Annotated in this window: 17 protein-coding genes and 1 riboswitch; of the genes, 9 read left to right on the top strand and 8 right to left on the bottom strand. The window is 71.9% G+C overall.

The features are described 5' to 3' along the window. Positions 1-152: 152 nt before the first annotated feature. Positions 153-1,340, top strand: a complete 1,188-nt coding sequence (locus tag ACFV9W_RS01140) for a sensor histidine kinase (protein ID WP_385754088.1) — start codon at positions 153-155, stop codon at positions 1,338-1,340. A gap of 6 nt (positions 1,341-1,346) precedes the next feature. Next, positions 1,347-2,036, top strand: coding sequence for a response regulator (locus ACFV9W_RS01135; protein ID WP_385754085.1), 690 nt, complete (start codon positions 1,347-1,349; stop codon positions 2,034-2,036). 36 nt (positions 2,037-2,072) lie between these two features. On the opposite strand, the gene ACFV9W_RS01130 is transcribed toward ACFV9W_RS01135, so the two are convergent. The 4 genes from ACFV9W_RS01130 to ACFV9W_RS01115 form a co-directional block, all read right to left on the bottom strand. Further along, a complete protein-coding gene (locus ACFV9W_RS01130) occupies positions 2,073-3,179 on the bottom strand; it encodes a hypothetical protein (protein ID WP_385754082.1) in 1,107 nt (368 codons plus the stop codon). A 157-nt stretch (positions 3,180-3,336) separates the two neighbouring features. Next, a complete protein-coding gene (locus tag ACFV9W_RS01125; RefSeq protein WP_385754079.1) occupies positions 3,337-4,227 on the bottom strand; it encodes a geranyl diphosphate 2-C-methyltransferase in 891 nt (296 codons plus the stop codon). Positions 4,228-4,243: 16 nt separating this feature from the next. Continuing rightward, the gene (locus tag ACFV9W_RS01120; protein ID WP_385754075.1) at positions 4,244-5,539 is read right to left on the bottom strand and encodes a family 2 encapsulin nanocompartment cargo protein terpene cyclase; all 1,296 of its coding nucleotides are present in this window, start codon (positions 5,537-5,539) and stop codon (positions 4,244-4,246) included. 53 nt (positions 5,540-5,592) lie between these two features. Continuing rightward, complete coding sequence (locus tag ACFV9W_RS01115; protein WP_385754073.1) at positions 5,593-7,011, bottom strand: family 2B encapsulin nanocompartment shell protein; 1,419 nt, start codon at positions 7,009-7,011, stop codon at positions 5,593-5,595. Between the two features lie 415 nt (positions 7,012-7,426). Further along, a riboswitch (TPP riboswitch) is annotated at positions 7,427-7,522 on the top strand. Between ACFV9W_RS01115 and ACFV9W_RS01110 the strand changes: the two genes are divergently transcribed. From ACFV9W_RS01110 to thiD, 4 genes are all read left to right on the top strand, one after another. Beyond that, positions 7,512-8,918 carry a purine-cytosine permease family protein gene (locus ACFV9W_RS01110; protein WP_385754070.1) on the top strand — a complete coding sequence of 469 codons (1,407 nt, stop codon included), beginning with the start codon at positions 7,512-7,514 and terminating at the stop codon, positions 8,916-8,918. It overlaps the preceding riboswitch by 11 nt. 55 nt (positions 8,919-8,973) lie before the next feature. Next, on the top strand, positions 8,974-9,795 hold the full coding sequence (thiM, locus tag ACFV9W_RS01105; protein WP_385754067.1) for a hydroxyethylthiazole kinase: 822 nt from the start codon (positions 8,974-8,976) through the stop codon (positions 9,793-9,795). Beyond that, positions 9,792-10,520: a thiamine phosphate synthase gene (thiE, locus tag ACFV9W_RS01100; RefSeq protein ID WP_385754065.1), complete on the top strand. Its 729-nt coding sequence runs from the start codon at positions 9,792-9,794 to the stop codon at positions 10,518-10,520. Before thiM ends, thiE begins: the two co-directional genes overlap by 4 nt. Continuing rightward, a complete protein-coding gene (gene thiD, locus ACFV9W_RS01095; protein WP_385754062.1) occupies positions 10,517-11,341 on the top strand; it encodes a bifunctional hydroxymethylpyrimidine kinase/phosphomethylpyrimidine kinase in 825 nt (274 codons plus the stop codon). Before thiE ends, thiD begins: the two co-directional genes overlap by 4 nt. 7 nt (positions 11,342-11,348) lie before the next feature. Here thiD and ACFV9W_RS01090 read toward each other — a convergent pair whose 3' ends face one another. Both ACFV9W_RS01090 and ACFV9W_RS01085 read right to left on the bottom strand, forming a co-directional pair. Beyond that, positions 11,349-13,019, bottom strand: a complete 1,671-nt coding sequence (locus tag ACFV9W_RS01090) for an amidohydrolase (protein WP_385754058.1) — start codon at positions 13,017-13,019, stop codon at positions 11,349-11,351. A gap of 73 nt (positions 13,020-13,092) precedes the next feature. Continuing rightward, a complete protein-coding gene (locus ACFV9W_RS01085; protein WP_385754056.1) occupies positions 13,093-14,511 on the bottom strand; it encodes a purine-cytosine permease family protein in 1,419 nt (472 codons plus the stop codon). A gap of 154 nt (positions 14,512-14,665) precedes the next feature. Here ACFV9W_RS01085 and ACFV9W_RS01080 point away from each other — a divergent pair, with 154 nt between their 5' ends. Beyond that, positions 14,666-15,283: a TetR/AcrR family transcriptional regulator gene (locus ACFV9W_RS01080; RefSeq protein ID WP_385754052.1), complete on the top strand. Its 618-nt coding sequence runs from the start codon at positions 14,666-14,668 to the stop codon at positions 15,281-15,283. Positions 15,284-15,320: 37 nt separating this feature from the next. On the opposite strand, the gene ACFV9W_RS01075 is transcribed toward ACFV9W_RS01080, so the two are convergent. After that, on the bottom strand, positions 15,321-15,785 hold the full coding sequence (locus ACFV9W_RS01075) for a hypothetical protein (protein WP_385754050.1): 465 nt from the start codon (positions 15,783-15,785) through the stop codon (positions 15,321-15,323). A 215-nt stretch (positions 15,786-16,000) separates the two neighbouring features. On the opposite strand from ACFV9W_RS01075, the gene ACFV9W_RS01070 reads away from it, so the two are divergent. Then, a complete protein-coding gene (locus tag ACFV9W_RS01070) occupies positions 16,001-16,621 on the top strand; it encodes a TetR/AcrR family transcriptional regulator (RefSeq protein ID WP_385754048.1) in 621 nt (206 codons plus the stop codon). Next, positions 16,618-17,529, top strand: a complete 912-nt coding sequence (locus tag ACFV9W_RS01065; protein ID WP_385754045.1) for an SDR family oxidoreductase — start codon at positions 16,618-16,620, stop codon at positions 17,527-17,529. Before ACFV9W_RS01070 ends, ACFV9W_RS01065 begins: the two co-directional genes overlap by 4 nt. A 73-nt stretch (positions 17,530-17,602) precedes the next feature. Here the strand turns inward: ACFV9W_RS01065 and ACFV9W_RS01060 are convergent, their stop codons facing one another. Continuing rightward, positions 17,603-20,794, bottom strand: coding sequence for a cytochrome P450 (locus ACFV9W_RS01060; protein ID WP_385754041.1), 3,192 nt, complete (start codon positions 20,792-20,794; stop codon positions 17,603-17,605). Positions 20,795-20,970 lie beyond the last annotated feature (176 nt).

Below are 20,970 nucleotides of genomic sequence, written 5' to 3'. Positions count from 1 at the left end.
GAACGAGTCTGTTCAGCGGGCGCCGTCGGCACATCGGCCCGATGTATCGACCCGCCCTCGACCAAGGTCGGGCGGTCCTTCGACCTGAGTAGGGGGTGTTTCCCTACCTTGGTCGGCTGCGCCGGTCCGTACGGACTCGCGACAATGGCGGCATGAACACGGACGCGGCGCCGCCGCTCACATGGTGGGAGCAGGCCTGGAGGCTGGCGGCCGCGGTGGCGGTGGGTGTGCCGGTATGGCTCTCGATGGGTGTGCTGATGCCGCCCGGGAAGGTGGCCGGGGCGGGCCCCTGGTTCAGCGTCGGGGATCCGCTGGTGGCGCTCGGCTGCCTGGTGCTGCTGGTGTGGCGGCGCCGCTTCCCGCGCACCGTGGCACTCACCGTCGTGGCCGCCTCGACCGTCTCGGGGCTCGCCACCGGGGCCGCGCTCCTGGCCCTGGCCTCGCTCGCCACGCGCCGCCGCCGGGTGGAGATCGGCGCCGCGATCGTGCTCTACGTGGCCGCGTCCCAGCTCGCCGCCCGGTTCTACCCGGTCGACGACGCCGCGTCCGGACCGGTCTGGGTCCAGCTGCTGCTTCCGGCGCTGACCGCGGGCATCGCGGTGGCCGTCGGCACGGCCGTCGGGGCACGCCGCGCGGAGGTGCGGTCGCTGCGGGAGCGGGCGGCGGGCCTGGAGCGGGAACAGTCGGCGCGCGTCGCGCAGGTGCGGGCCCAGGAGCGGAACCGTATCGCCCGCGAGATGCACGACGTGCTGGCCCACCGGATCTCCCTGGTCGCCATGCAGGCCGGAGTCCTCGACCACCGCAGCGACCTCGAACCCGAGGAGCACCGCATGCTGGTCCGCGGCATCGCCGACGGCTCCCACCACGCCCTGGAGGAGCTGCGGGACGTCCTCGGGGTGCTCCGCGCGGGACCGGACTCCCCGGAGGCAGAGGCACCGCAGCCCTCGCTCGACGGTGTGCCCGCGCTCGTCGACGACGCCCGTACGTCGGGACTCGATGTCACCCTCACCACCACCGTGACGGGCACACCGTCCGACACCGTCGGGCGCACCTGCTACCGCGTCGTCCAGGAAGGGCTCACCAACGCGGCCAAACACGCTCCCGGCGCCGACGTGCACGTCACCATCGAGGGAACGGAAGGCGGCGAACTGCAGGTCGACGTCCGCAATTCCCCGGGCTCGGCCCGCCCCGCCCGGACGCCGTCCTCCGGGTTCGGCCTGCTCGGACTCGGCGAGCGGGTCGCCCTCGCCGGCGGGCGACTCGACCACCGCCCGACTCCGGACGACGGATATGTCCTCACCGCCCAACTACCGTGGCCGTACGCCCCCTACGAGAAATGAGCGCGCGTGGACAGCGAGCGGGAACCGGACGGACGTGTCGTGCGCGTCGCCATCGTCGACGACGACCAGTTGGTGCGGATGGCACTGCGCCTCATCATCGACGGCGAACCGGATCTGACGGTCGTCGCGGAGGCGGCCGACGGGGACGCCGCGATCCGCGTGGTCGACGAACACCGGCCCGACGTCGTGCTGATGGACGTACGGATGCCGGGCCGCGACGGCCTCAGCGCGACGCGCGAGGTCCTCACCAGGCAGACACCTCCGCGGGTGCTCGTGCTCACCACGTTCGACTCCGACGACATGGTGCTCGGCGCACTGCGCGCCGGAGCACTTGGCTTCGTCCTCAAGGACACCCCGCCGGCCCGGATCGCCGACGCGGTGCGCACGGTCGCGGACGGCAACCCCGTCCTGTCCCCGCAGGCCACCGCACGGGTGATCGCCGCGGCGACCGGCCCGCAGTCCAGTGACACACGTGGGGCGTCCCGCGAGGCCGCGCGCAAGCGCCTGTCGGCCCTGACCGAACGCGAACTCGACACTGCCCGGGCCATCGCGGACGGCCTCGGCAACCCGGAGATCGCCAAGCGGCTCCACATCAGCGTCGCGACCGTCAAGGCCCACACCGGCAGCCTGTTCACCAAGCTGGCCGTCGAGAACCGGGTGCAGATCGCGCTGCTGGTGCGCGACGCGGCCGAATGACCCGCCGCACGTAACGCTCCGTCACATCTCCCGCCCTCACGACCGCGTGGCGGTCCCGCACTTCTCGTCCCCCGCGCCGCCCGTACGCTCGCCCATCGTGGTGCTCCGGTCGTACGGGTCCACCACGGCGCCGTCGCCGGATTCGCGGTCGTCGGTGAACGACGGGGTCAGGTAGCCGTTGTACGTCTCGCAGCCGGCGTTGGTGGTGTCCACGCGGTTGGAGACGACCGAGAAGGTGCCGGGCTCGGTGACGATCTTCGACGGGTCGGGCCAGTTCATCACCACTTCGCGGCGGACGATGACGCGCGTGACACGGCCGTCGTCGCCGCTCGCCTCCGCGCTCGTCACCGGGTACACGTACGTGACATCCGTGGTGACCTTCAGCGCCCCCTTGTCACCTTCGTCGTAGGTGATGCGACCGCGCGTCTTGACCACGTCGCCGACCAGCTTCACCTTCGATGTGTCGAAGCGGCTGAAGAGGACGAGCGGGTTGTACTTCTCGCTCGGCGCGGTCAGCGACCTGTCGAGGAAGGTGGCTTCCTTCGGCTGGTGGGGGTTGATGAGGGCGATCGCCTCGGTGGGGCGTTCGCCACGCAGTACGCCCGGGTCCAGGCTGGACGCGGTGAGGAAGTCACGGGAGCGGTCCAGGGCGCGAGCGACCTGCGATGTGCTCATCCACCCCGTGGCCCGTGCCACCGGCACGGAGATCCCGGCCGTCCCGGACGCCCAGCGCGCCGCGGGTGAGCCCCTGAACGGCTCGTCCAGCGTGGGGCGCGCGGCCGACCCGCCCGCAGGCGGTGCCGTGGGGCGGGAGGTCTCCGCGGCGAGTGGTGTCGCGTCAGCGTCGGAGCCGTCCGTGAACCATCCCGTCACCCGCCCCGGGTTGAGTGCCACGACCGCCACCGCCACCGCGGCCAACACACCAAGCGCGTACCAGCCCTTCCGCCTTCGCGGCCGGGGCGGCTGGTGTGCGCGCCACGGCTCGGGCCGGGCGTCCTCCTCCCGCAGGCGTCGTGTCACCATGCGGGCGCGCGCCGACGGTTCCTTGGGCGCGTCCCGTACGCCGTCCTCGGACTCCTGGAGGAAGCGCTCCCAATCCGCGTCCGACAGCGACGAATCGCCCTGATCCCCACCCGAATTCACTCTGAAATCCCCTTGTGCCGTGCGGTTTCCGTGGCCGCCGGTCCCTCCCCAGGGCCGGCCGCCGTCGACGGATCATGGCACAGGCGCGCATGCCGGGTGACACAGAAGGAGGCGGGACCGTTCGACAACGGTCCCGCCTCCTGGGTTCAGCGGAGGATCACACGCGGTCGGCCGCGATCAGCAGGTACTGGAACGAGCCGTCCCTGTACGAGTTGATGAACGCGTCCTCGATGCCCGTGACCAGCGACGACGTGGCCCGCAGCTCCCAGTAGGGGAGGGTGTCGGGGGTCAGGTCGATGACGGCCTGCGGCACGAGGCGGTTGTCGGCCATCGCGCGCAGGTACTCACGGCGCGAGTGGATGTTGCACTCGAAGTGCGCGTTGATCTGGGACACCCACTTCGAGGGCTGCCCGTAGCGTGGGTTCCAGCAGCCCGTGATGGTGACGTAGCGGCCGCCGACCTCCAGGATGCGGGAGTGCTCGGCGAACAGGTCGTGCAGGTCGACGTACATGGTCGACTCGTTGTTCCACGACGCCGAGATCTGCCCGGTCTCGAACGGGGTGTCCAGCATGTTGCAGACACGTGCCCTGACGTGGTCCTGGATACCGAGTTCCTCGGCCCGGCCGTTGGCGAAGTCGGCCTGCTTGGCCGAGAGCGTGACCCCCTCGACCTTGCTGCCGAAGTGCTGGTGCGCCATCACCATCGAGCCGCCGCGCCCGCAGCCGGCGTCCACGAGGGTGTCGTCGCGCCCGATGTCACCGAGATGCCCGAGCAGGTACGCGGCCTGCGCGGACTCCAGGCGGTGCAGCTCGGCGATCAGCTTCTGCTCGCTCGCGTCGCCCGACGGGTCGCCGAGCGCGGCATGGTCGACCTCACCGATGCCGTAGTGGTGGTGGTACAGACCGTCGACATCGCCGAGCCGCAGATTGACCGGCCGGGCCTCGCCGTCCCAGTAGCGCGCGATGTCGCCCTGGTAGGGGGTGGCCGGTTCAGGGATGTACGGGGTGGTGGTGCTGGGGGCCGTGGCGGTGAGTTCGGTGCTGGTCACTGATGAGTCCTATCTCTTACCAGAAGTCGGGCAGGCTGTAGCGGTAGGTGTTGTTCTGGTGCCATTGGTGGTTGCCGTCGACCCACGCCGCGACGCCCCGCAGGAAGCGCTGGACGTTCGGGAGCGGGCAGACGGCGGCCAGGGCCGCGGCCTCTGTCTCGAAGGCGTGCATGAGTTCGTTGTGGACCTCGACCGACTTGAGGTAGGCCTCCTTGTCGGACAGGTCCTCGCGTTCGGCGATCACGACCGGCAGGTTCAAGTGCCGTCCGGGGGCGTCGAGTTCCTTCGTGTACGAGTACAGGTCGTTGACGATGGTCGTCGCGTTTCCGGCGAGCGCGATGACCTTCTGCATGTCCGGCAGGGCGTGCAGATCCGCCGGCAGTTCATAGCCGCCGACGGTGTCGGTGATGGTCGGGCAGGGGCGGAAGTTGTTGAACTGGCGCATCGCCAGGTACTCCCACACCTCCGGTACGTGGTCGTGCTCGGACCAGGCCGCCTCGGCGAGATAGCCCATGTGCAGGCGGGCCATGTCGTGCCGGTACCGGTCGGCCTGCGAGGGACTGCTGGCCCGGACGAAGTACTCCATGGCCGAGCGGTAGGCGCGCCGGGGCGCGTCCGCGTGCAGGGATTCCGCCCACTGCGGCTGGTACTCCTGCGTCGTGTACAGCGGGTCGAGGGTGGTGTGTGCCAGCAGTAGGCGGGAGCCGAGGCCGACCGGCGAGCCCCCGTGGTCCTCGCAGTAGCAGTCGTCCAGCGCGTTCTCCGCCATCATCAGGCGGGTGGCGATCATGATGTGGTCGACGCTGGGTGCGTCGGGGTGGCAGCCGACCATGTAGCTGCCCACGGAGAACCCGTCGAACTCCTCCTCCCAGTCGTCGGGGTACAGGTCGACCTCGTCCAGCGCCCAGGCCTTGATCCGGCGGCTGACCTCCGCGACCCGTACGGGATCGGGGTCCGGCGCCGGGTGGTGGTACAGGCCGGGAACGGGGCGGCCCTTCGCGGCGGCGCCTGTCGGCGTCGCCGGTTGGTGTGTCGGCGGCTCCTCGCGCGCAGTGAGCCGCAGGCCCGCCGTGCCGAGGCCGCTGGGCCCGCGCAGCAGCCGCTCCAAGTTCCCGCTTGCGGCCGGTACTTGAGGCGCCGGAACCTCGACCGCAGGGATCTCGACGGCCTGCGCGGGCACGCGCGGCGGGCCGCCCGTGACGGCGCCGATGTCGCGGGCGCGGGCCGCGGCGTCGGCCAGGACCTGCGCCCCGAAGCGGGTGGCCGCTTCCGGCAGGCTCGACTGCGGAGGTGTCGGCTCAGGCGGGGGCATCCATGTCTCCTTGAGGGCTCCTTGGCGGTACGGGCGGCTGCGGTCCTGCCCCGCTACCTGCTGGGCCAGCGGCCGATCTGCACGTTCTCCAGCACACCGACCGCGTCCGGCACGAGGATCGCGGCGGAGTAGTAGGTGCTGACGAGGTACTTGGTGATGGCCTGGTCGTCGACGCCCATGAACCGGACCGACAGGCCCGGCTCGTACTCGTCCGGCAGACCCGTCTGGTGCAGGCCGATGACACCCTGGTTGTCCTCGCCGGTACGCATGCAGAGGATCGAGCTGGTGCGTTCCTTGGTGACCGGGATCTTGTTGCAGGGCAGGATCGGCACCCCGCGCCAGGCCGGGACCTGCTGGCCGCCGAGGTCGACGTGGTCGGGGTACAGGCCGCGGGCGTTGAACTCGCGCCCCATCGCCGCGATCGTGCGGGGGTGTGCCAGGAAGAACTTCGAGCCGCGGCGGCGGCACAGCAGCTCGTCCAGGTCGTCCGGGGTGGGCGGGCCCGAGTGCGGCTGGAGGCGCTGCTTGAAGTCGGCGTTGTGGAGCAGGCCGAACTCCCGGTTGTTGACGAGCTCGTGTTCCTGGCGTTCACGCAACGCCTCGACGGTGAGCCTCAGTTGCTCCTTCGTCTGGTTCATCGGCTCGTTGTAGAGGTCGGCGACCCGGGTGTGGACCCGCAGGATCGTCTGGGCGGCCGAGAGCTCGTACTCGCGCGGTTTCGCCTCGTAGTCGACGAACGCGCCGGGCAGTTCGTGCTCCCCGACGTGGCCCGCCGACATCGGGATCTCCGCCTCGCCGCGGTGATTCTGGCCCCGGCTCGCGAGCGACTTGAACTCGTCGATGTGCTCTTGCAGGGGCGGCGCCGAGGACAGCACGGACGCGAAGTCGGCGCGCGAGAGGGTGAGGAGGGTGCCCGAGGTCTCGGCGACCACGGTCTGCTCCCAGCGGGCGTCCTCGTCGAGGAGCGCGTTGTCGCCGAAGCGGTCGCCGTCGGCGAGGACGTCGAGCGCGACCTCGTCGCCGTACTCGCCCTCGGAGAACTGGTTGATGCGGCCGTGGGCGATGAGGTGGAGCTTGTCCGCCGGTGCCCCGCGCTCGACCAGTGTGTCGCCGGCCCGGAAGTCGCGCTGTACGCACCGGTCGGCGAGCGCGGTCAGCACCTCGACGTCGTCGAAGCCGCGCAGCAGGGCCAGTTCACCGAGTTCGCGGGGGATCACGCGGACGTCGCCGCCGTCCTGGATGAACTCGATGGTGCCGTCGCCGACGGTGTAGGTCAGGCGGCGGTTGACCCGGTAGACGCCGCCCTTGGTCTCCACCCAGGGCAGCATCCGCAGCAGCCACCGCGAGGTGATCTCCTGCATCTGCGGGGCGGACTTGGTGGTGGTGGCGAGATTGCGGGCGGCCGCCGTGCCCAGGCTGGTCTGCTGCGGCGGCACCGACGCGGTGTCCGGGGTGGTCGAGTCAACGGTCATCGAGTGAGCTCTCCTTGGTCGGGCGAAAGCGCGCATGCCCGTTACTACGGGACAGAAGAAGGAAAGGTGAAAAATTCGGCGGTAATGCGTCCAGAACCAGAATCACCGTAAGGGCCGTCTCGCCCGCCCGGCCAAGGAAAGCCGGTGGCATTAACTCGATACGATGATCGAGTCCGGTCGGTGTTTGCCCGGCGACCGACGGATCTCGGCCGGTTTCCCCGGAGCGCCCGAGCGGGCGCCGACCGTGATGTCACGCGGCGGGAGCGCGTCGCGGCGCCGCGAAACCGACAGAAGTCGGCCAGTTGCCACAGAGCTCCGCATTGCCGACCCTGTAGCGCGCGAAGTACGGGCGGACGCGACGGAACCGGAACCCTCCCGTGCGACACGCCGCGCCACCGCGTTACGCTGGCGGCCGTAACCGGACACGGGGTGCCCCGACCAGAGGGCTGAGAACACACCCGTCGAACCTGAACCAGTTCGTACTGGCGGAGGGATGTCTCATGCCTGTGACGCATGTTTCCAGTGGCAGTGGCAGTGGCCTGCCTGTCGACCGCGAGAGCGGCGCCTTCGACGGGCGAATGCCCGCGGCCCCCGGCGACTTCGGCATCGAGGGGCACGGCATCGAACCGGTCCCCGAAGCCAACCGCTACGGCGGCGCCGGTCGCCTGTTCACCGTGTGGTTCGCCCCGAACCTGACGATGACCGGCGTCTTCACCGGCACCGTCGGCATCGCCCTCGGCCTCGACTTCGCCACCGCGCTCGCCGCCGTCGTGCTCGGCACCCTGATCGGCGCGGTGCCGACCGCATACCTGGGGACGTGGGGGAGCCGCACCGGAGCGGGCCAACTCCCGCTCGCCGGGCTCGCGTTCGGGCGGGGCGTCGCGCTGCCCGGCGTGCTCCAGTGGCTGTCGTCCATCGCCTGGGACGCGCTGATCGGCCTGTTCGGCGGTGAGGCGCTGGCCCGGCTGCTCGGCTGGCCGTTCTGGGCCGGCGTCCTCGTCATGCTGCTCGCCCAGGGGCTGCTCGGTGTGTTCGGCTACGAGGCCATCCACCGGCTGCAGATCGTCATGACCTTCGTGCTCGGCGCCGCCTTCGCGCTCATCGCCTGGCGGATGCTCGACGGTGTGCACCCCGCGGCCCACGCCTCCGTGCACGGCGCCGACCGCGTCGGTGCCTTCGTCCTGACCAGCACCATCGCGCTGAGCCTCAGTCTGTCCTGGGCGCCGTACGCCAGCGACTTCAGCCGCTACCTGCCCGCCGCCACCTCCCGTACGCGCATGTTCTGGTACACGCTGCTCGGCCTGCTGGTGTCGTTCGTGGCCGTCCAGGCGCTCGGCCTATGGGGAGCCTCCGTGCTCACCGACCAGACGGCGGCCGGGGTCGACAAGATCCTCGGCGGGGGAGTGCTCGGCGGATTCGGGCTGCTCGCCGTGGCGCTTGCCGCGCTGTGCAGCAACGCCATGAACGACTACAGCGGTTCGCTCGCCCTGCAGACCATCGGCGTGCGCATCCCGCGCCCGGTGGCCGCCGCCCTCGCCGCCGTCCTCGGCTTCCCGCTCGTGCTGTGGATGCACGACGCCGACACCACCGCGCGGTTCCAGAATGTGCTGCTGTTCGTCGGGTACTGGATCCCCGGCTTCGTCGCGATCGTCATCGTCGACTGGCGCGCCCGGGCCAAGGCGCGCGCCGGTGTGCCGCTCGACCTCGCCGCCGAACGCGAGCGACGGCAGCCCGCGTGGCCGGCTGTGCTCGCTTTCGCGGCGGCCTTCGCCGCGGCGGTCCCGTTCATGGACACCAGCCTGTACGTGGGTCCGGTGGCCGAGGCCCTGCACGGCGCTGATGTGTCGTACTACGTGGCGTTCCTCGTGGCCGCCGCGGTGTACGCGCCGCTGCGGCGACGCGGCTGACCTGCCCTTTCACGTACGCACAAACCACGGCACCTCCCGTATTTGGAGCGACCCCATGCCTGAGACGTCCCCCGGCCGCCCCGATGACCTCGTCGCCTTCGCGGCGCAGGCACTCGGGCGCGTACAGCGCGAGTCACCGCTGGTGCAGTGCCTGACCAACGCGGTGGTCACCGGGTTCACCGCCAACGTCCTGCTCGCGGTGGGCGCCGCGCCCGCCATGGTCGACATCCCGGACGAGGCCGGACCCTTCGCCCGCGTCGCCTCGGGCGTGCTGGTCAACCTCGGCACCCCGCGCGCCGAACAGCGTGCCGCGATGCCCGAGGCGGCGCGGGCCGCGGCCGAAGCCGGGACGCCGTGGGTCCTCGACCCGGTGGCCATCGGCGCGCTGCCCGTACGCACGGCGCTCGCGGCCGAACTGCTCGCGCTGCGGCCGACCGTGATCCGCGGCAACGCCTCCGAGATCATCGCGCTCGCCGGCGCGGGAGGCGGCGGCCGGGGCGTGGACGCCTCGCACGGCGTCGGCGACGCCGAGGGTGCGGCAGCGGAACTCGCGCGCACGGCGGGCAGCGTGGTCGCGGTTTCCGGCCCCGTGGACTACGTCACCGACGGCACGCGCACCGCCCGTATCGCCAACGGGGACGCGCTGTTGACCCGGGTGACCGGGGGCGGCTGCGCGCTGGGCGCGGCGATGGCGGCGTTCGCCGCGGTCGACGGGGACCGGTTCGCGACGACGGTGGCGGCGGCCACCGCGTACACCGTCGCCGCCGAGTCCGCGGCGCGGGCGGCGGCAGGCCCCGGCAGTTTCGCGGTCGCCTTCCTGGACGCGCTCGCCGCGCTCACCCCGGAGGAGCTGGCGAAGCGGGCGGAGGTGTCATGACGGCACGTACGCGCCCCGTTCACACGGGCGTCGACCTGTCGGTGTACCTGGTCACCGACCCGGACCAGTGCGCGGCCCGCGGTCGCACCGTGGCCGAGACCGTCGCGCAGGCGGTGGCCGGAGGTGTCACCGCCGTACAGATCCGGGAGAAGCACGCGAGCGGCCGGGAGTTCCTGCGGACGGTCCTGGACGTGGCCGAGAACCTTCCCGACGAGGTCGCGCTGATCGTCAACGACCGGGTCGACGTGTTCCTGGCCGCGCGAGCGCACGGCGCCCGCGTCACCGGCGTCCACGTGGGCCAGTCGGACCTTCCTGCCGCTTCCGTACGCCAACTCATCGGGGACGAGGCCGTGTTGGGCCTGAGCGCGGCCAGCGCCTCCGAGCTGCACGCCGCCGCGACTTCCACGGCGCGCATCGACCACGTCGGGATCGGCGCCCTGCACGCCACCCGCACCAAGGCCGACGCCCCCGAGCCGCTCGGCCTCGACGGCTTCGCCGCGCTGGCCCGGCTGAGCGAGCTGCCCGCCGTGGCCATCGGTGGTGTCACCCCCGACGACCTGCCGCACCTGCGGGCCGCGGGCGCGGCGGGAGGCGCCATCGTGTCGGGAATCTGCGCGGCGGAGGACCCGCGTGCCGCCGCCCGCTCGTACGCCGACGCATGGTCGAGCAGCCCCCACTCCCGTATCCGACGCATCCGACGAGTCCGAAAGGATGTCTCCGCATGAGCGAGACACCGACCGCGGTCGCGCCGCCCCGCGTGCTGACCATCGCCGGATCCGACTCCGGCGGCGGCGCCGGGATCCAGGCCGACCTCAAGACCATGCTGGCCCTCGGCACGCACGGAATGAGCGTCCTCACCGCGGTGACGGCCCAGAACTCCCTTGGTGTGCAAGGCGCTTGGAGCCTTCCGCTGGAGGCCGTGCGCGCCCAGTACCGCAGCGTCGTCGACGACATCGGCGTCCAGGCGCTCAAGACCGGCATGCTCGCCGACCCCGACATGGTCGTCACGGTCGCCGAGCTGCTCGCCGAGGCGCCGGCCCCCGTCGTCGTCGACCCCGTCAGCGTCTCCAAGCACGGCGACCGGCTGCTCGCCGACGACGCCATCGACGCCGTACGGGACCGGTTGCTGCCGGTGGCCACGGTGGTGACACCGAACCTCGACGAGGTTGCCGAGATCACCGGCGTCGCGGTCGAGGCCGACACCGCGGAGGCCGACATGCGGCGCGCCGCCGAGCGCCTGCTCGCCTATGGGCCCCGCTGGGCGCTCATCAAGGGCGGCCACCTGCCCGGCGAGGCGGTCGACCTCCTGACCGACGGCACGGACGAGCACTGGCTGCGCTCGCCGCGCCACGACAACGCCCACACCCACGGCACCGGCTGCACCCTCGCCTCGGCGATCGCGGCCGGTCTCGCGCAGGGGCACGAGGTGCCGGAGGCGGTGCGCCGGGCGAAGGAGTACGTCACCGGGGCCATCGCGGCGGGATTCGCGCTCGGTGACGGGATCGGTCCTGTCGACCATGGGTGGAGGTTCCGGGCGGCCGGCTGACGGTGTCTCAGGCCCCCGTCTCGTGGACGATGTCTCCCGCCACCACGACGACCTCCGCGACGGTCCCGGGGATGTCCTCCGGGGCTGCGCGGAGGATGTCACGGGAGAGCACGGAGAAGTCCGCGACCTTCCCCACCGACAGTGAACCCCGTTCGTCCTCAAGGAAGTTGGCGTACGCCGAGCCCATCGTGTACGCGTGCACGGCCGTCGTCACGTCGACCGTCTCCTCCGGCATCCACGCCTGGCCCCCGGCCAGCGGCTTGCGGGTGACGGCCGTGTAGATGCCGATCATCGGGTCCATCTCCGCGACGTTCCAGTCGCTGGAGAACGCGAGCGTCGCACCGGCCGCGTCGAGCGTGTGCATCGGCCAGGCCTTGTGCCAGCGGCCCGCGCCGACGTTCGCCGCCCAGTCCTGTCCGGGGCCCGCGATCTCCGGTGCGCAGTGCCGCGGCTGCATGCAGGCCACGACGCCGAGTTCGGCGAAGCGCGGCGCGTCCGCCGGGTCCAGGCACTCGACGTGCACGACCTGGTGGCGGGCGTCGCGCGGGCCGTTGACGGCGCGGGCCTGCTCGACGGCGTCCAGGACCGTGCGGATGCCCCGGTCGCCGGTGGCGTGCACGAAGCACTGGAAGCCGCGCGCGTCCAGCTTCGTCAGCAGGTCGGCGAACTCCTCGGCCGGGTAGAACGTCTCGCCCCGGTGGCCTCCGCAGCCGGTCGCGTACGGTTCGAGGAGCGCAGCCGTGCGCGGTTCCACGACGTCGTCGATGTAGAGCTTGAGCGGGCCGAGCCGCATGTGCTCGTCGCGGTACGCGCGCGTGGCGGCCTCGAAGTCGTCGAGGTCCGCGTCCGAGGTGCCGCGCGGGTGGAACAGCGCGGCGACGAGCCGCGAGCGCAGCCGCCCCTCCGCCCTCGCCCGCTCGAACAGGGCCAGGTCGTCCAGGGAGTTCTGCGGCTCCACCACCGTGGTGATGCCGAACCGGATCGCGTCGTCGAGGGACTTCACGAGCCGCCCGTACTGCCGCTCGGGCGACGCCCACGGCACACCGAGCTCGCGCAGCGCCCGGTGGCCGTCGCGGGACAGTCCGCGCACGGCGAAGTCCCTTACGAAACCGCTCGGTTGGCCTGTCTCCGGGTCGGTCTGCGCGATACCGAAGGGGAGTTCCGTGCGGTCGGCGCGCACACCGAGCCGGTCCAGGGCCGCCGTGTTGAGCCAGGCCGTGTGCACGTCGTAGCTCAGGACCATGGCCGGGGTGTCGCCGGTGACGGGGTCGAGGTCGGCGGCCGTGGGCATCCGGCCGTCCGGCAGCGCCGAGTAGTCGAAGGCCTCGGCCTCGATCCAGGCGGCGTCGGGGTTGCGCTCGCGCCAGGCGGTGATGCGGTCGTGGATCTCCGACAGGCTTGCGGCGCCCGCGAGTTGGACGCAGGCGTCGTCCGAGCCGAGCCGGACGTGGTTGTGGGCGTCGATGAATCCGGGCAGTACGAGCCGCCCGCCCGCGTCGAGGACCCGGGTGCCCGGGCCCGTCCAGCGGTCCGCGTCCGCGTCGGCGCCGAGCCACACGATCCGCCCGCCGCGCACGGCGAGCGCCTCGGCCTCGGGCAGTTCAGGGTCGACGGTGTGGATGCGGGCGTGGCGGAGGACGAGATCGGCGGCAGGGGTGTGGTGCTGTGCGGGTGCCATGGGGGTGCGGTTCTTTCTCGTACGTGGGTGTGTCGGGGGTACGGGGGTACGGGGGTGCGTCGGGGAGGTGTGGTCACGGGGTGTGCGGGCGGGCGCTGGTGCGGGCCAGTGCCGCGTACACGACGCCCGCGACGACGGCGCCGAGTGCGCTGAGGTCCATGCCGCCGAGCGGCGCCACGAGCGGGCCGCGCCACAGGGCGCTGTCGCAGGTGAGCGCCGCGAAGACCATGCCGGTGAGCAGGGCGGTCAGGCCGGCGGGGCTGTACCCGGCGCGGTACCAGTAGCGGCCCGCGCGGCCGGTGTGCAGGGCCTCGGCGTCGTAGCGGCAGCGGCGCAGCACCATGTCGGTGAGGAAGACGCCGCCCCACGGCGCGAACACGATGACGAGCAGCGACAGGAACGACAGCAGCGACTCCGTGAAGTCGACCAGGAAGAGGGCGGCGAGCGAACCGGCGGCCGTCACCGCCGCGCTGATCAGGATGGCCTTCGCGCGGCTCCAAGGGATGCCGAGGACCTGGAGGTTGAGGCTCGACGAGTACAGCGTGATGATCGAGTTGGTGACCGAGCCGCCGAGCACCAGGGCGAGGAACAGCGGCTGGAACCAGCCCGGCAGCAGCCCCTGCGTCCCGGCCACCGCGTCCGTGAGATCGGCCTGCGTCGCGGCGGCCGCGCCGGCGATCCCGAGGGCCACGGAGGAGATGAGGCCGCCGAGCGCCCCGTTCCAGGTGAGCGCGCGCATCGTGGTGGTCGCCGGGAGGTAGCGGGTGTAGTCGGCGGGCATCGGGACGTAGCTGATCGGCCCGGCGAGCACCACGACGAACGCGAGGGACCAGGCCGCGGCGCCGCCCGGCGCGGGCGCGGCGCCGGTGTCCGTGCCCGGCAGCAGGAACACCAGCATCGCCGCGAACCCGATGGTCAGCGCGTACGCCATCCAGCGCTCGGCCCACTGCACGGTGGCGTGGCCCCACAGGGCGACGGCGAACGTGAGGGCCAGGGTGGCGGCGAGGCTCGCGGCGCGGGCGGCAGTGCCGTGCCAGCCGAGTTCGGCGCAGATCGCCTGGAGCGCGAGGACGCCGACGACCGTGTTCACGATGGTGTAGCCGATGCTGACGATCCAGTTCAGCAGGCCCGCGGGCCAGTTGCCGCGGACGCCGAATGCCGCGCGGGAGATCACCAGGGTCGCCGTGCCGGTCCGTACGCCGCTCATGCCCGCGGCGCTGATGGCGAAGAACGTCAGGCCGCCGAGGACGACGGCGAGCACGGCCTGCCAGAAGGACAGGCCGAAGGAGACGGCCAGCGCGCCGTTGATGACGTAGGTGAACGTCAGGTTCGAACCGAACCAGAGCCAGAACAGGTCCCGGGCCCCGCCGTGCCGCTCGGACTCCGGGATCGGGTCGATGCCATGCTCCTCGACCTGGAACACCTCGTCTCGGGGTGGCTGCGGGGGTGTGTCAGGGCCGGCGGCGCTCTGCGCGGTCGGGTGTGCCGTCATGCCGTCGCCTCTCGTCATCTCTTCGCAAGGAAGTTTCGTGAACGGCTTGAATGCTGTTCAAGAAACTTGAATGGCATTCAAGATGCGGCGCGGTGTCACCTCACGTCAAGAGGTAGGCTGCGATCCGTACGAACAGCGGTGAGGGACGGTGCGCATGGCCGGGGCGGCAGCGGCACGACCGGGGCGGTCGGCGGGCGGCGACCTGCGTACCCGCACGCTCCAGGAGGCGACGGCCGTCGTCGCCGAGGAGGGCCTCGCGTCCCTCACCATGGCCTCGCTCGCCAAGCGTCTCGGCACCAGCGGCGGGCACCTGCTCTACTACTTCCGCTCCAAGAACCTGCTGCTCGTCGAGGCGCTGCGCTACAGCGAGGCCGCGCTGACGGAGGAGCGGGCGGCGCTCCTGGCCCGCCGCGTCACCCCGGCCCGCCGGCTGGACCTCTACCTGGACCTGTACCTGCCGGCCGGGCCCCGCGACCCGCGCTGGATGCTCTGGGTCGAACTGTGGGCACGCTCCGGCTCCGACGACGAACTGCGCGCCGCGCAACAGGAGTTGGACCAGGGCTGGCAGCGCGACCTGGAAGCCATCCTCGCCAAGGGGGTCGACCGGGGCGCCTTCACAATCGACGACGTCCCCGGCCGGGCGTCCCAACTCCTCGCACTCCTCGACGGGTTGAGCACACGAGTCGTCCTGGGCCAGCCGGGCGCGGACCGGCCGCGGGCGCTGGCGGCGGCGCGAGATGCGGCGGCGGTGCTGGTGGCGGCGGGCGGCTGACCGGACCTGGGAACCGGCCGCCTTTCGCAGGGGGAGCTCAGCTCCCGGTGGACCGGTCGGCGTACGCCAGGATCCGCTCCACGTCCCAGGCGTGATGGGAGGCGTCGTGCGTGTTGTTTCGCGCCACGTCCTCGGCCCGCTGTACGCCGCGATCGGCATGCTCAAGCACCACGTCCTCCTCCAGTGCGGCGGACACCGACTCCGCCCAGGCATCGACCGCCCGCTGAAGCGACCACAATGCGCCTGCCAGAGGGACGTCGTTGTAGTGGCGGGCCTGCGACAGAAGATCTTGGTCGTAGCCGGGGACGTGCCGCACGCTGGCGAGCCTCGCGCCGGCCAGTCGCTCGGCCCAGTTGCGCAGATTATCGGTGACGTGGCTGGTGTAGGCGGCGACGTTCCAGGCCAGCTCCGGATGCCGCTCATCGCCGCGGCGCCCCCTAGTGAGGGCCGAGTATCGCGCCGGCAGATCCTCGACCTGCTCAATGGCTTCGTGCGGGGTCAACGACCAGTCGAATCCGCAGTCCCGGCAAGGGTTCCCGTAGAGGCGTGCTCCCCAAAGTTCCATGGGATGTCAATCTATCGAGCCCCCGGGAGCCGCGGATCACCGGCCCGTCGGGACAGGCGCTCGAAGCGGCCGCCGGCCCGGCGTGGGGTTGACCGTCCGCCGTCGGCGCGCTTTTATGAATGAACGGGCATTTATTAATTGATGGAGTCGTGATGGCAGGACGCCCCCGAGGGGTCGAGGACGCGGTGATCTTGCGGGCGGCGGCCGATGTGATCGGCCGGGTGGGTCCGGTCGGGCTGACGCTGGCCGTCGTCGCGCGTGAGGTGGGACTGGTGCCGGGGACGCTGGTGCAGCGGTTCGGGTCCAAGCGTGGGCTGCTGCTCGCGCTTGCCGCGCAGTCCGCGAAGGATGCCGACGATGCCGGCCTGCGGGCCGGGCGTGTGCGGGAGCGGCACGAAACGGCGCTCGACGCTCTCGCGGAACTGATCGTTGAGCCGATGGCCGGCATGGCCACGCCGGAGACCTTCGCCAACCATCTGGCGTTCCTGTGCATCGACCTCACGGACCCGGAGTTCCGGCGACACGCGTTGACCATCCACCGGGCTCAGGGCCGAGCCGTCGAGGAGCTGCTCAAGGAAGCCCTGCTCGCCGGTGAACTTCGCGCCGGGACGGATGTCGCGGCCCTGGCCGCCTCCGTGCAGGCCATCGCCTCCGGTACGGGCCTGACCTGGGCCCTCGACCGCCGGGGCACCCTCGCCCAGCGGCTCCTGCGCGAGCTCCACAACCTGTTGTCCCCGCACCGTCCCTCTCGCTACGACCTGGAGGAATCATGACGAACGACGCACGGGTACTGGCCGGGAAAGTTGCTCTGGTCGCCGGGGGTACCCGAGGAGGTGGGCGGGGTATCGCCGTCGAGCTGGGGGCCGCCGGTGCCACGGTGTACGTCACCGGCCGCAGCAGCACCGCCGGACGCTCGGACATGGGCCGATCGGAGACCATCGAGGAGACCGCCGAGATGGTCACTGCCGCGGGCGGCCTCGGTCTCCCCGTCCGCACCGATCACAGTCGGCCGGTCGAGGTGCGTGCCCTGGTCGACCGGATCGCCGCCGAACAGGACGGGCGGCTCGACATCCTGGTCAACTCCGTATGGGGCGGCGACCCGCTGGCCGACTGGGAGCATCCGCTGTGGGAGCAGGACCTCGACACCGGCCTCCGGCTGCTCCGGCAGGCCGTGGAGACCCATGTGATCACCAGCCGGTTCGCGCTTCCGTTGCTGGTCGCCCGCGGCAGCGGTCTCGTCGTGGAGGTGACTGACGGCAACACCGCCCGGTATCGCGGCTCGTTCTTCTACGATCTCGCCAAGTCCGCGGTGATCCGTCTCGCGGTCGCCCAGGCCGCCGAACTGAAGCCGCACGGCGTCGCGGCCGTGGCGATCACGCCCGGCTTCCTGCGCTCGGAGGCCATGCTGGAGGGCTTCGGCGTCACCGAGGCCAACTGGCGGGACGGCGCGGCCAAGGATCCCAACTTCGCCCGCTCCGAAACCCCGACCTACCTCGGCCGGGCGGTCGCCGCGCTGGCCGCCGACCCCAACATCATGGACAAGTCCGGGCAGGCATTGGCCACTTGGGGCCTCTACAAGGAGTACGGGTTCACCGACGCCGACGGCACGCAACCGGACTGGCACGCCCATTGGGCCGAGGCCCTGGAGGAGGAGTACGGGCCGCTCGGAGACCCGCTGTAACGCCAGGGGAAGCGGAGTGGTCAGCGGCCCGCTGCGCCAGGCCGACCGAGCCCGGCGCAGCGGGGGTGTGCGGTCAGCCCCCGTACACGTCCTCCACGTAACGCCCCTCCGCCATCAGATCGGTGAGCCACTGCTCGGCCGCGGTCTCGTCGGCGTCAGGTGTGCGCTCGCGGTGCAGTGCGCGGAACGCGGCGCGTACGCCGGGTGCCATCCGGGCGCCGTCCCCGCACACGTACACCCGTGCCCCCGCGTCGAGGAGGTCGCCGAGCTCGGTGGCCTCGGCGGCGATGCGGTGCTGGACGAAGGCGTGGCCGTCGACCGGGGCTTCGGAGAAGACCGGGCGGAGTGACACCGCGCCCGCCGCGTCGGCAGCGCGCAGTTCGTCGGCGTGCATGAAGTCCCGCTCGGGGTGGTCGCAGCCGAAGTAGAGGAGGGCGGGCGACAGTTGGGTGCCCTGTGCCGCTCGTTCGGCGACCACGCCGCGGAACGGGGCCAGGCCCGTACCCGCCGCGATCATGATGACCGGCTCGGGTGTGTCGGGCGCGATGCGGAAGGCGTCGCGGCACGGCTGGACCCGGCCGAGCACGGTGTCCCCGGGGCGCAGGGACGCCAGTTGGTGCGATCCCGTGCCCCGGTAGCGGCCGATGCCGGAGGCGGCGGGTGCGTCGAGCACCGACACCATCAGGTCTACGTGGCCCGGGAGTTCGGCCGGGCTGGACGATACGGAGTAGTGGCGCGGGCGCAGCGGCGGCAGCAGCCCGAGCAGCAGGTCCCAGGTCAGTGCCTCGCGCAGCGCCGGGTGGTCCTCGACCAGTTCGAGGAACGTGCGCGGGTCGTCGGCGGACAGCTCCCGCAGCGCGGCGGCCTCCGGCGGACAGGGGTTGGCGGCGGCGAGCGCGGCCACCTCGTCCGGGCCCGGCCTGTGCTGCAACTCCACGTGGAACGTGAGGAGTTCGCGTGCGGTCACGGGCCGGTCGAGCGGCAGCGCGTCGCGGCGGGGGCGGGCGTCACGGATGTCGAGCAGCACGTCCGGGTCGAGGCCGAGGACCTTCAGTGCGCGCTCGACGAGGTCGTCCTCGTGCGCGGGCAGCACGGCGAGGTGGTCGCCGGTCCGGTACGACACACCCTCGGGCAGCGCGAGCCGCACGAACCGCTTCACGCGCGGGTGGCCGGGCGCCGTCAGATCGCGTGCCTCGGTGACCGTGAACGGCTCGAGTCCGTGCCGTGCCGCCGCCGTGTCCATCGGCCCGCCGCTGATCTCGCGGATCTCGTACGGGGAGGTGGGCCCGGCGGGGGCGTTCGCGGCGGTGGCCTCCGGGTCCCCGCACCGCTCCAGGAGGGCCGTGCGCAGGTCGGCGGTGAACGTGCGGACGGTGCCGCCCAGGTCGCCGGAGGCGTCGGCGGCGGCCCGCTCGCAGAGTCGCTCGGCGCCGAGCTCGGCCAGGCGCGCGTCGATGCGGGTGGGGAAGTGCTGGTAGGTGGCGGCCCAGTTGCGGTCGCCGACGCCGAGCACGGAGTACGACACACCCTCCGTCGATGCGGAGCCGTCGAGCAGCCGGGCGGCGAACTGACTGGCGTCATCCGTCGGCCGGCCGTTGTAGGACGCGGCGACGATCACCACGGGGCGGTCGGTCGGCAGCCCGTCCGCGTACGCGTCCAGCGCGGCGACCTCGGTCTCGCAGCCGAGCGCGGCGGCCTCGTCGGCGAGCTGGGCGGCGAGCCCGGTGCAGGTGCCGTAGTTGCTGCCGTGCAGGAACAGGGCGCGGGTGCCGGGGAGTACCCGCGTAGGGAGAGTGTCGGCGACCGGGTCCGTCTCGGCCTTCGCCGCGGCGCCGGGCAGCGGAGTGTGCCGGCGGTCGGCCGGGGTGCGCGGCGCGAGTGCGAGGGTGAAGCCGTCCGGCTTCAGCGTGAGGGTCTCCTTCACCGACAGCTCGTAGTCGGCGTGGTCGACCAGACGGTAGCGGTGCACGAGCATCGCGAGCAGCATCGTCGCCTCGTGCAGCGCGAACTGCCGCCCGATACAGGCCCGTTCACCCGTCCCGAAGGGCTTGAACGCGTGCGGGGAACGCTCCGCCTCGGCCTCGGGCGTGAACCGGTTCGGGTCGAAGCGCTCCGGGTTGTCGCCCCACACCGGACCCCGGTGCAGCATCGGCGCAAGCACCGTCACACCCTGCCCGGCGCGCAGCGGAATGCGTCCGCCGAGCAGTGTGTCCTCGCGGGCCTCCCGGCTGAACGCGGCGGCCGTCGGCCACAGGCGCAGCGCCTCGTTGAGGACCTGCCGGGTGTACGTGAGCCGGCCGACCTCGTCGAAGTCCGGCTCCGGGTCCGTGGTGTCACCCCACAGGGCGTCCACCTCGCGGCGTACGAGATCGAGGACGGCCGGGTTCTTGGCGAGGTAGTACAGGGCGAAGGACATCGCACCAGACGTCGTCTCGTGCCCGGCGATCAGGAACGTGATGACCTGGTTGCGGATGTTGGCGGTGTCCAGGGTGGAGCCGTCCTGCGGGTGCTCGGCCGTCAGCATCAGGCCGAGCAGGTCGTCGGTGTGCCTCTCGCCGCTCTCGACCCGCGCGGTGATCACGTCGTCGACGACCTGGGCGAGATAGTCGGCGTCGGCGCGGAACGCCGCGTCGGCGGCCTCGTAGTCACCACCGGGGACACGTGCCAGGCGCTTCATGCTCCACTCCAGGCAGCGCACCATCGCCTCGACGAACGGGTGCGGCTCGCTGCTGGCGAAGGAGGCGAAGTCGTAGCCGAACCCGGCGAGGCCGATGGTGTCGAGCGTCATGCGGGTCATGTCACCGGGCACGTCGACCGGGCTGCCGTCACCGGCCGCCAGGTCCCAGGACTCGACGAGGCGGCGCGCCACCTTGTACATCACCGGGTGGTACGTCCGCATGGAGCCGAGCGCGAAGGCCGGCATGAGGATGTCGTGGGCGCGGGCCCAGTTCGGCTCGTCGTTGTAGGCGGTGAACAGGCCGTCGGCGGCGAACTCGCGGACGTTGCGCAGCGCCGGGCCGATGCTCTTGGCGAAGCGGGTCTCGTCGGCGAGCTCGGTGACGAGGTCGAGGTCGGAGACGAACAGGGCGTCCCGCCCGTGAACCCGCCGCACCAGCTGCGGGCCGTGCTCCCGCATCAGGCCCATGATCTGCTGCAGCGGTCCGGGGCCGAGACCGGTGGCGGTGACATCGACGACGGGGACCCCGGCGGCGGCGTAGGCGCTGTCGTCGGGCGTGGGGGAGGGGGTGGGCGCGGAGTCCGGCATGGTGGGGCGGTGCCTTTCGCGGAGGGGGGATCGTGCTGTCGCGGAGTGGGGGGAAAACTGAGAACTGCGGCTTCCAGCTTGATCCGCTCCCCCTGCTGGTCAGCCCATCCCCACTACATGATTGTGTAGTGGCTGACGGTGCATCGGACTTGTGCGCGGGCGCAGTCCGTGGCACG

It is taken from the genome of Streptomyces sp. NPDC059897 (assembly GCF_042730865.1).
Taxonomy (GTDB): Bacteria; Actinomycetota; Actinomycetes; order Streptomycetales; family Streptomycetaceae; genus Streptomyces.
This window is presented reverse-complemented; position numbering and strand designations above follow the sequence as displayed.

Bases quoted from the DNA above. Each gene is read 5' to 3' on its own strand.
- ACFV9W_RS01140 (WP_385754088.1), top strand. From the start codon at position 153: ATGAACACGGACGCGGCGCCGCCGCTCACATGGTGGGAGCAGGCCTGG.
- ACFV9W_RS01120 (WP_385754075.1), bottom strand. From the start codon at position 5,539: ATGCCCCCGCCTGAGCCGACACCTCCGCAGTCGAGCCTGCCGGAAGCG.
- ACFV9W_RS01115 (WP_385754073.1), bottom strand. From the start codon at position 7,011: ATGACCGTTGACTCGACCACCCCGGACACCGCGTCGGTGCCGCCGCAG.
- ACFV9W_RS01110 (WP_385754070.1), top strand. From the start codon at position 7,512: ATGCCTGTGACGCATGTTTCCAGTGGCAGTGGCAGTGGCCTGCCTGTC.
- thiM (WP_385754067.1), top strand. From the start codon at position 8,974: ATGCCTGAGACGTCCCCCGGCCGCCCCGATGACCTCGTCGCCTTCGCG.
- thiE (WP_385754065.1), top strand. From the start codon at position 9,792: ATGACGGCACGTACGCGCCCCGTTCACACGGGCGTCGACCTGTCGGTG.
- thiD (WP_385754062.1), top strand. From the start codon at position 10,517: ATGAGCGAGACACCGACCGCGGTCGCGCCGCCCCGCGTGCTGACCATC.
- ACFV9W_RS01090 (WP_385754058.1), bottom strand. From the start codon at position 13,019: ATGGCACCCGCACAGCACCACACCCCTGCCGCCGATCTCGTCCTCCGC.
- ACFV9W_RS01085 (WP_385754056.1), bottom strand. From the start codon at position 14,511: ATGACGGCACACCCGACCGCGCAGAGCGCCGCCGGCCCTGACACACCC.
- ACFV9W_RS01080 (WP_385754052.1), top strand. From the start codon at position 14,666: ATGGCCGGGGCGGCAGCGGCACGACCGGGGCGGTCGGCGGGCGGCGAC.
- ACFV9W_RS01070 (WP_385754048.1), top strand. From the start codon at position 16,001: ATGGCAGGACGCCCCCGAGGGGTCGAGGACGCGGTGATCTTGCGGGCG.
- ACFV9W_RS01065 (WP_385754045.1), top strand. From the start codon at position 16,618: ATGACGAACGACGCACGGGTACTGGCCGGGAAAGTTGCTCTGGTCGCC.
- ACFV9W_RS01060 (WP_385754041.1), bottom strand. From the start codon at position 20,794: ATGCCGGACTCCGCGCCCACCCCCTCCCCCACGCCCGACGACAGCGCC.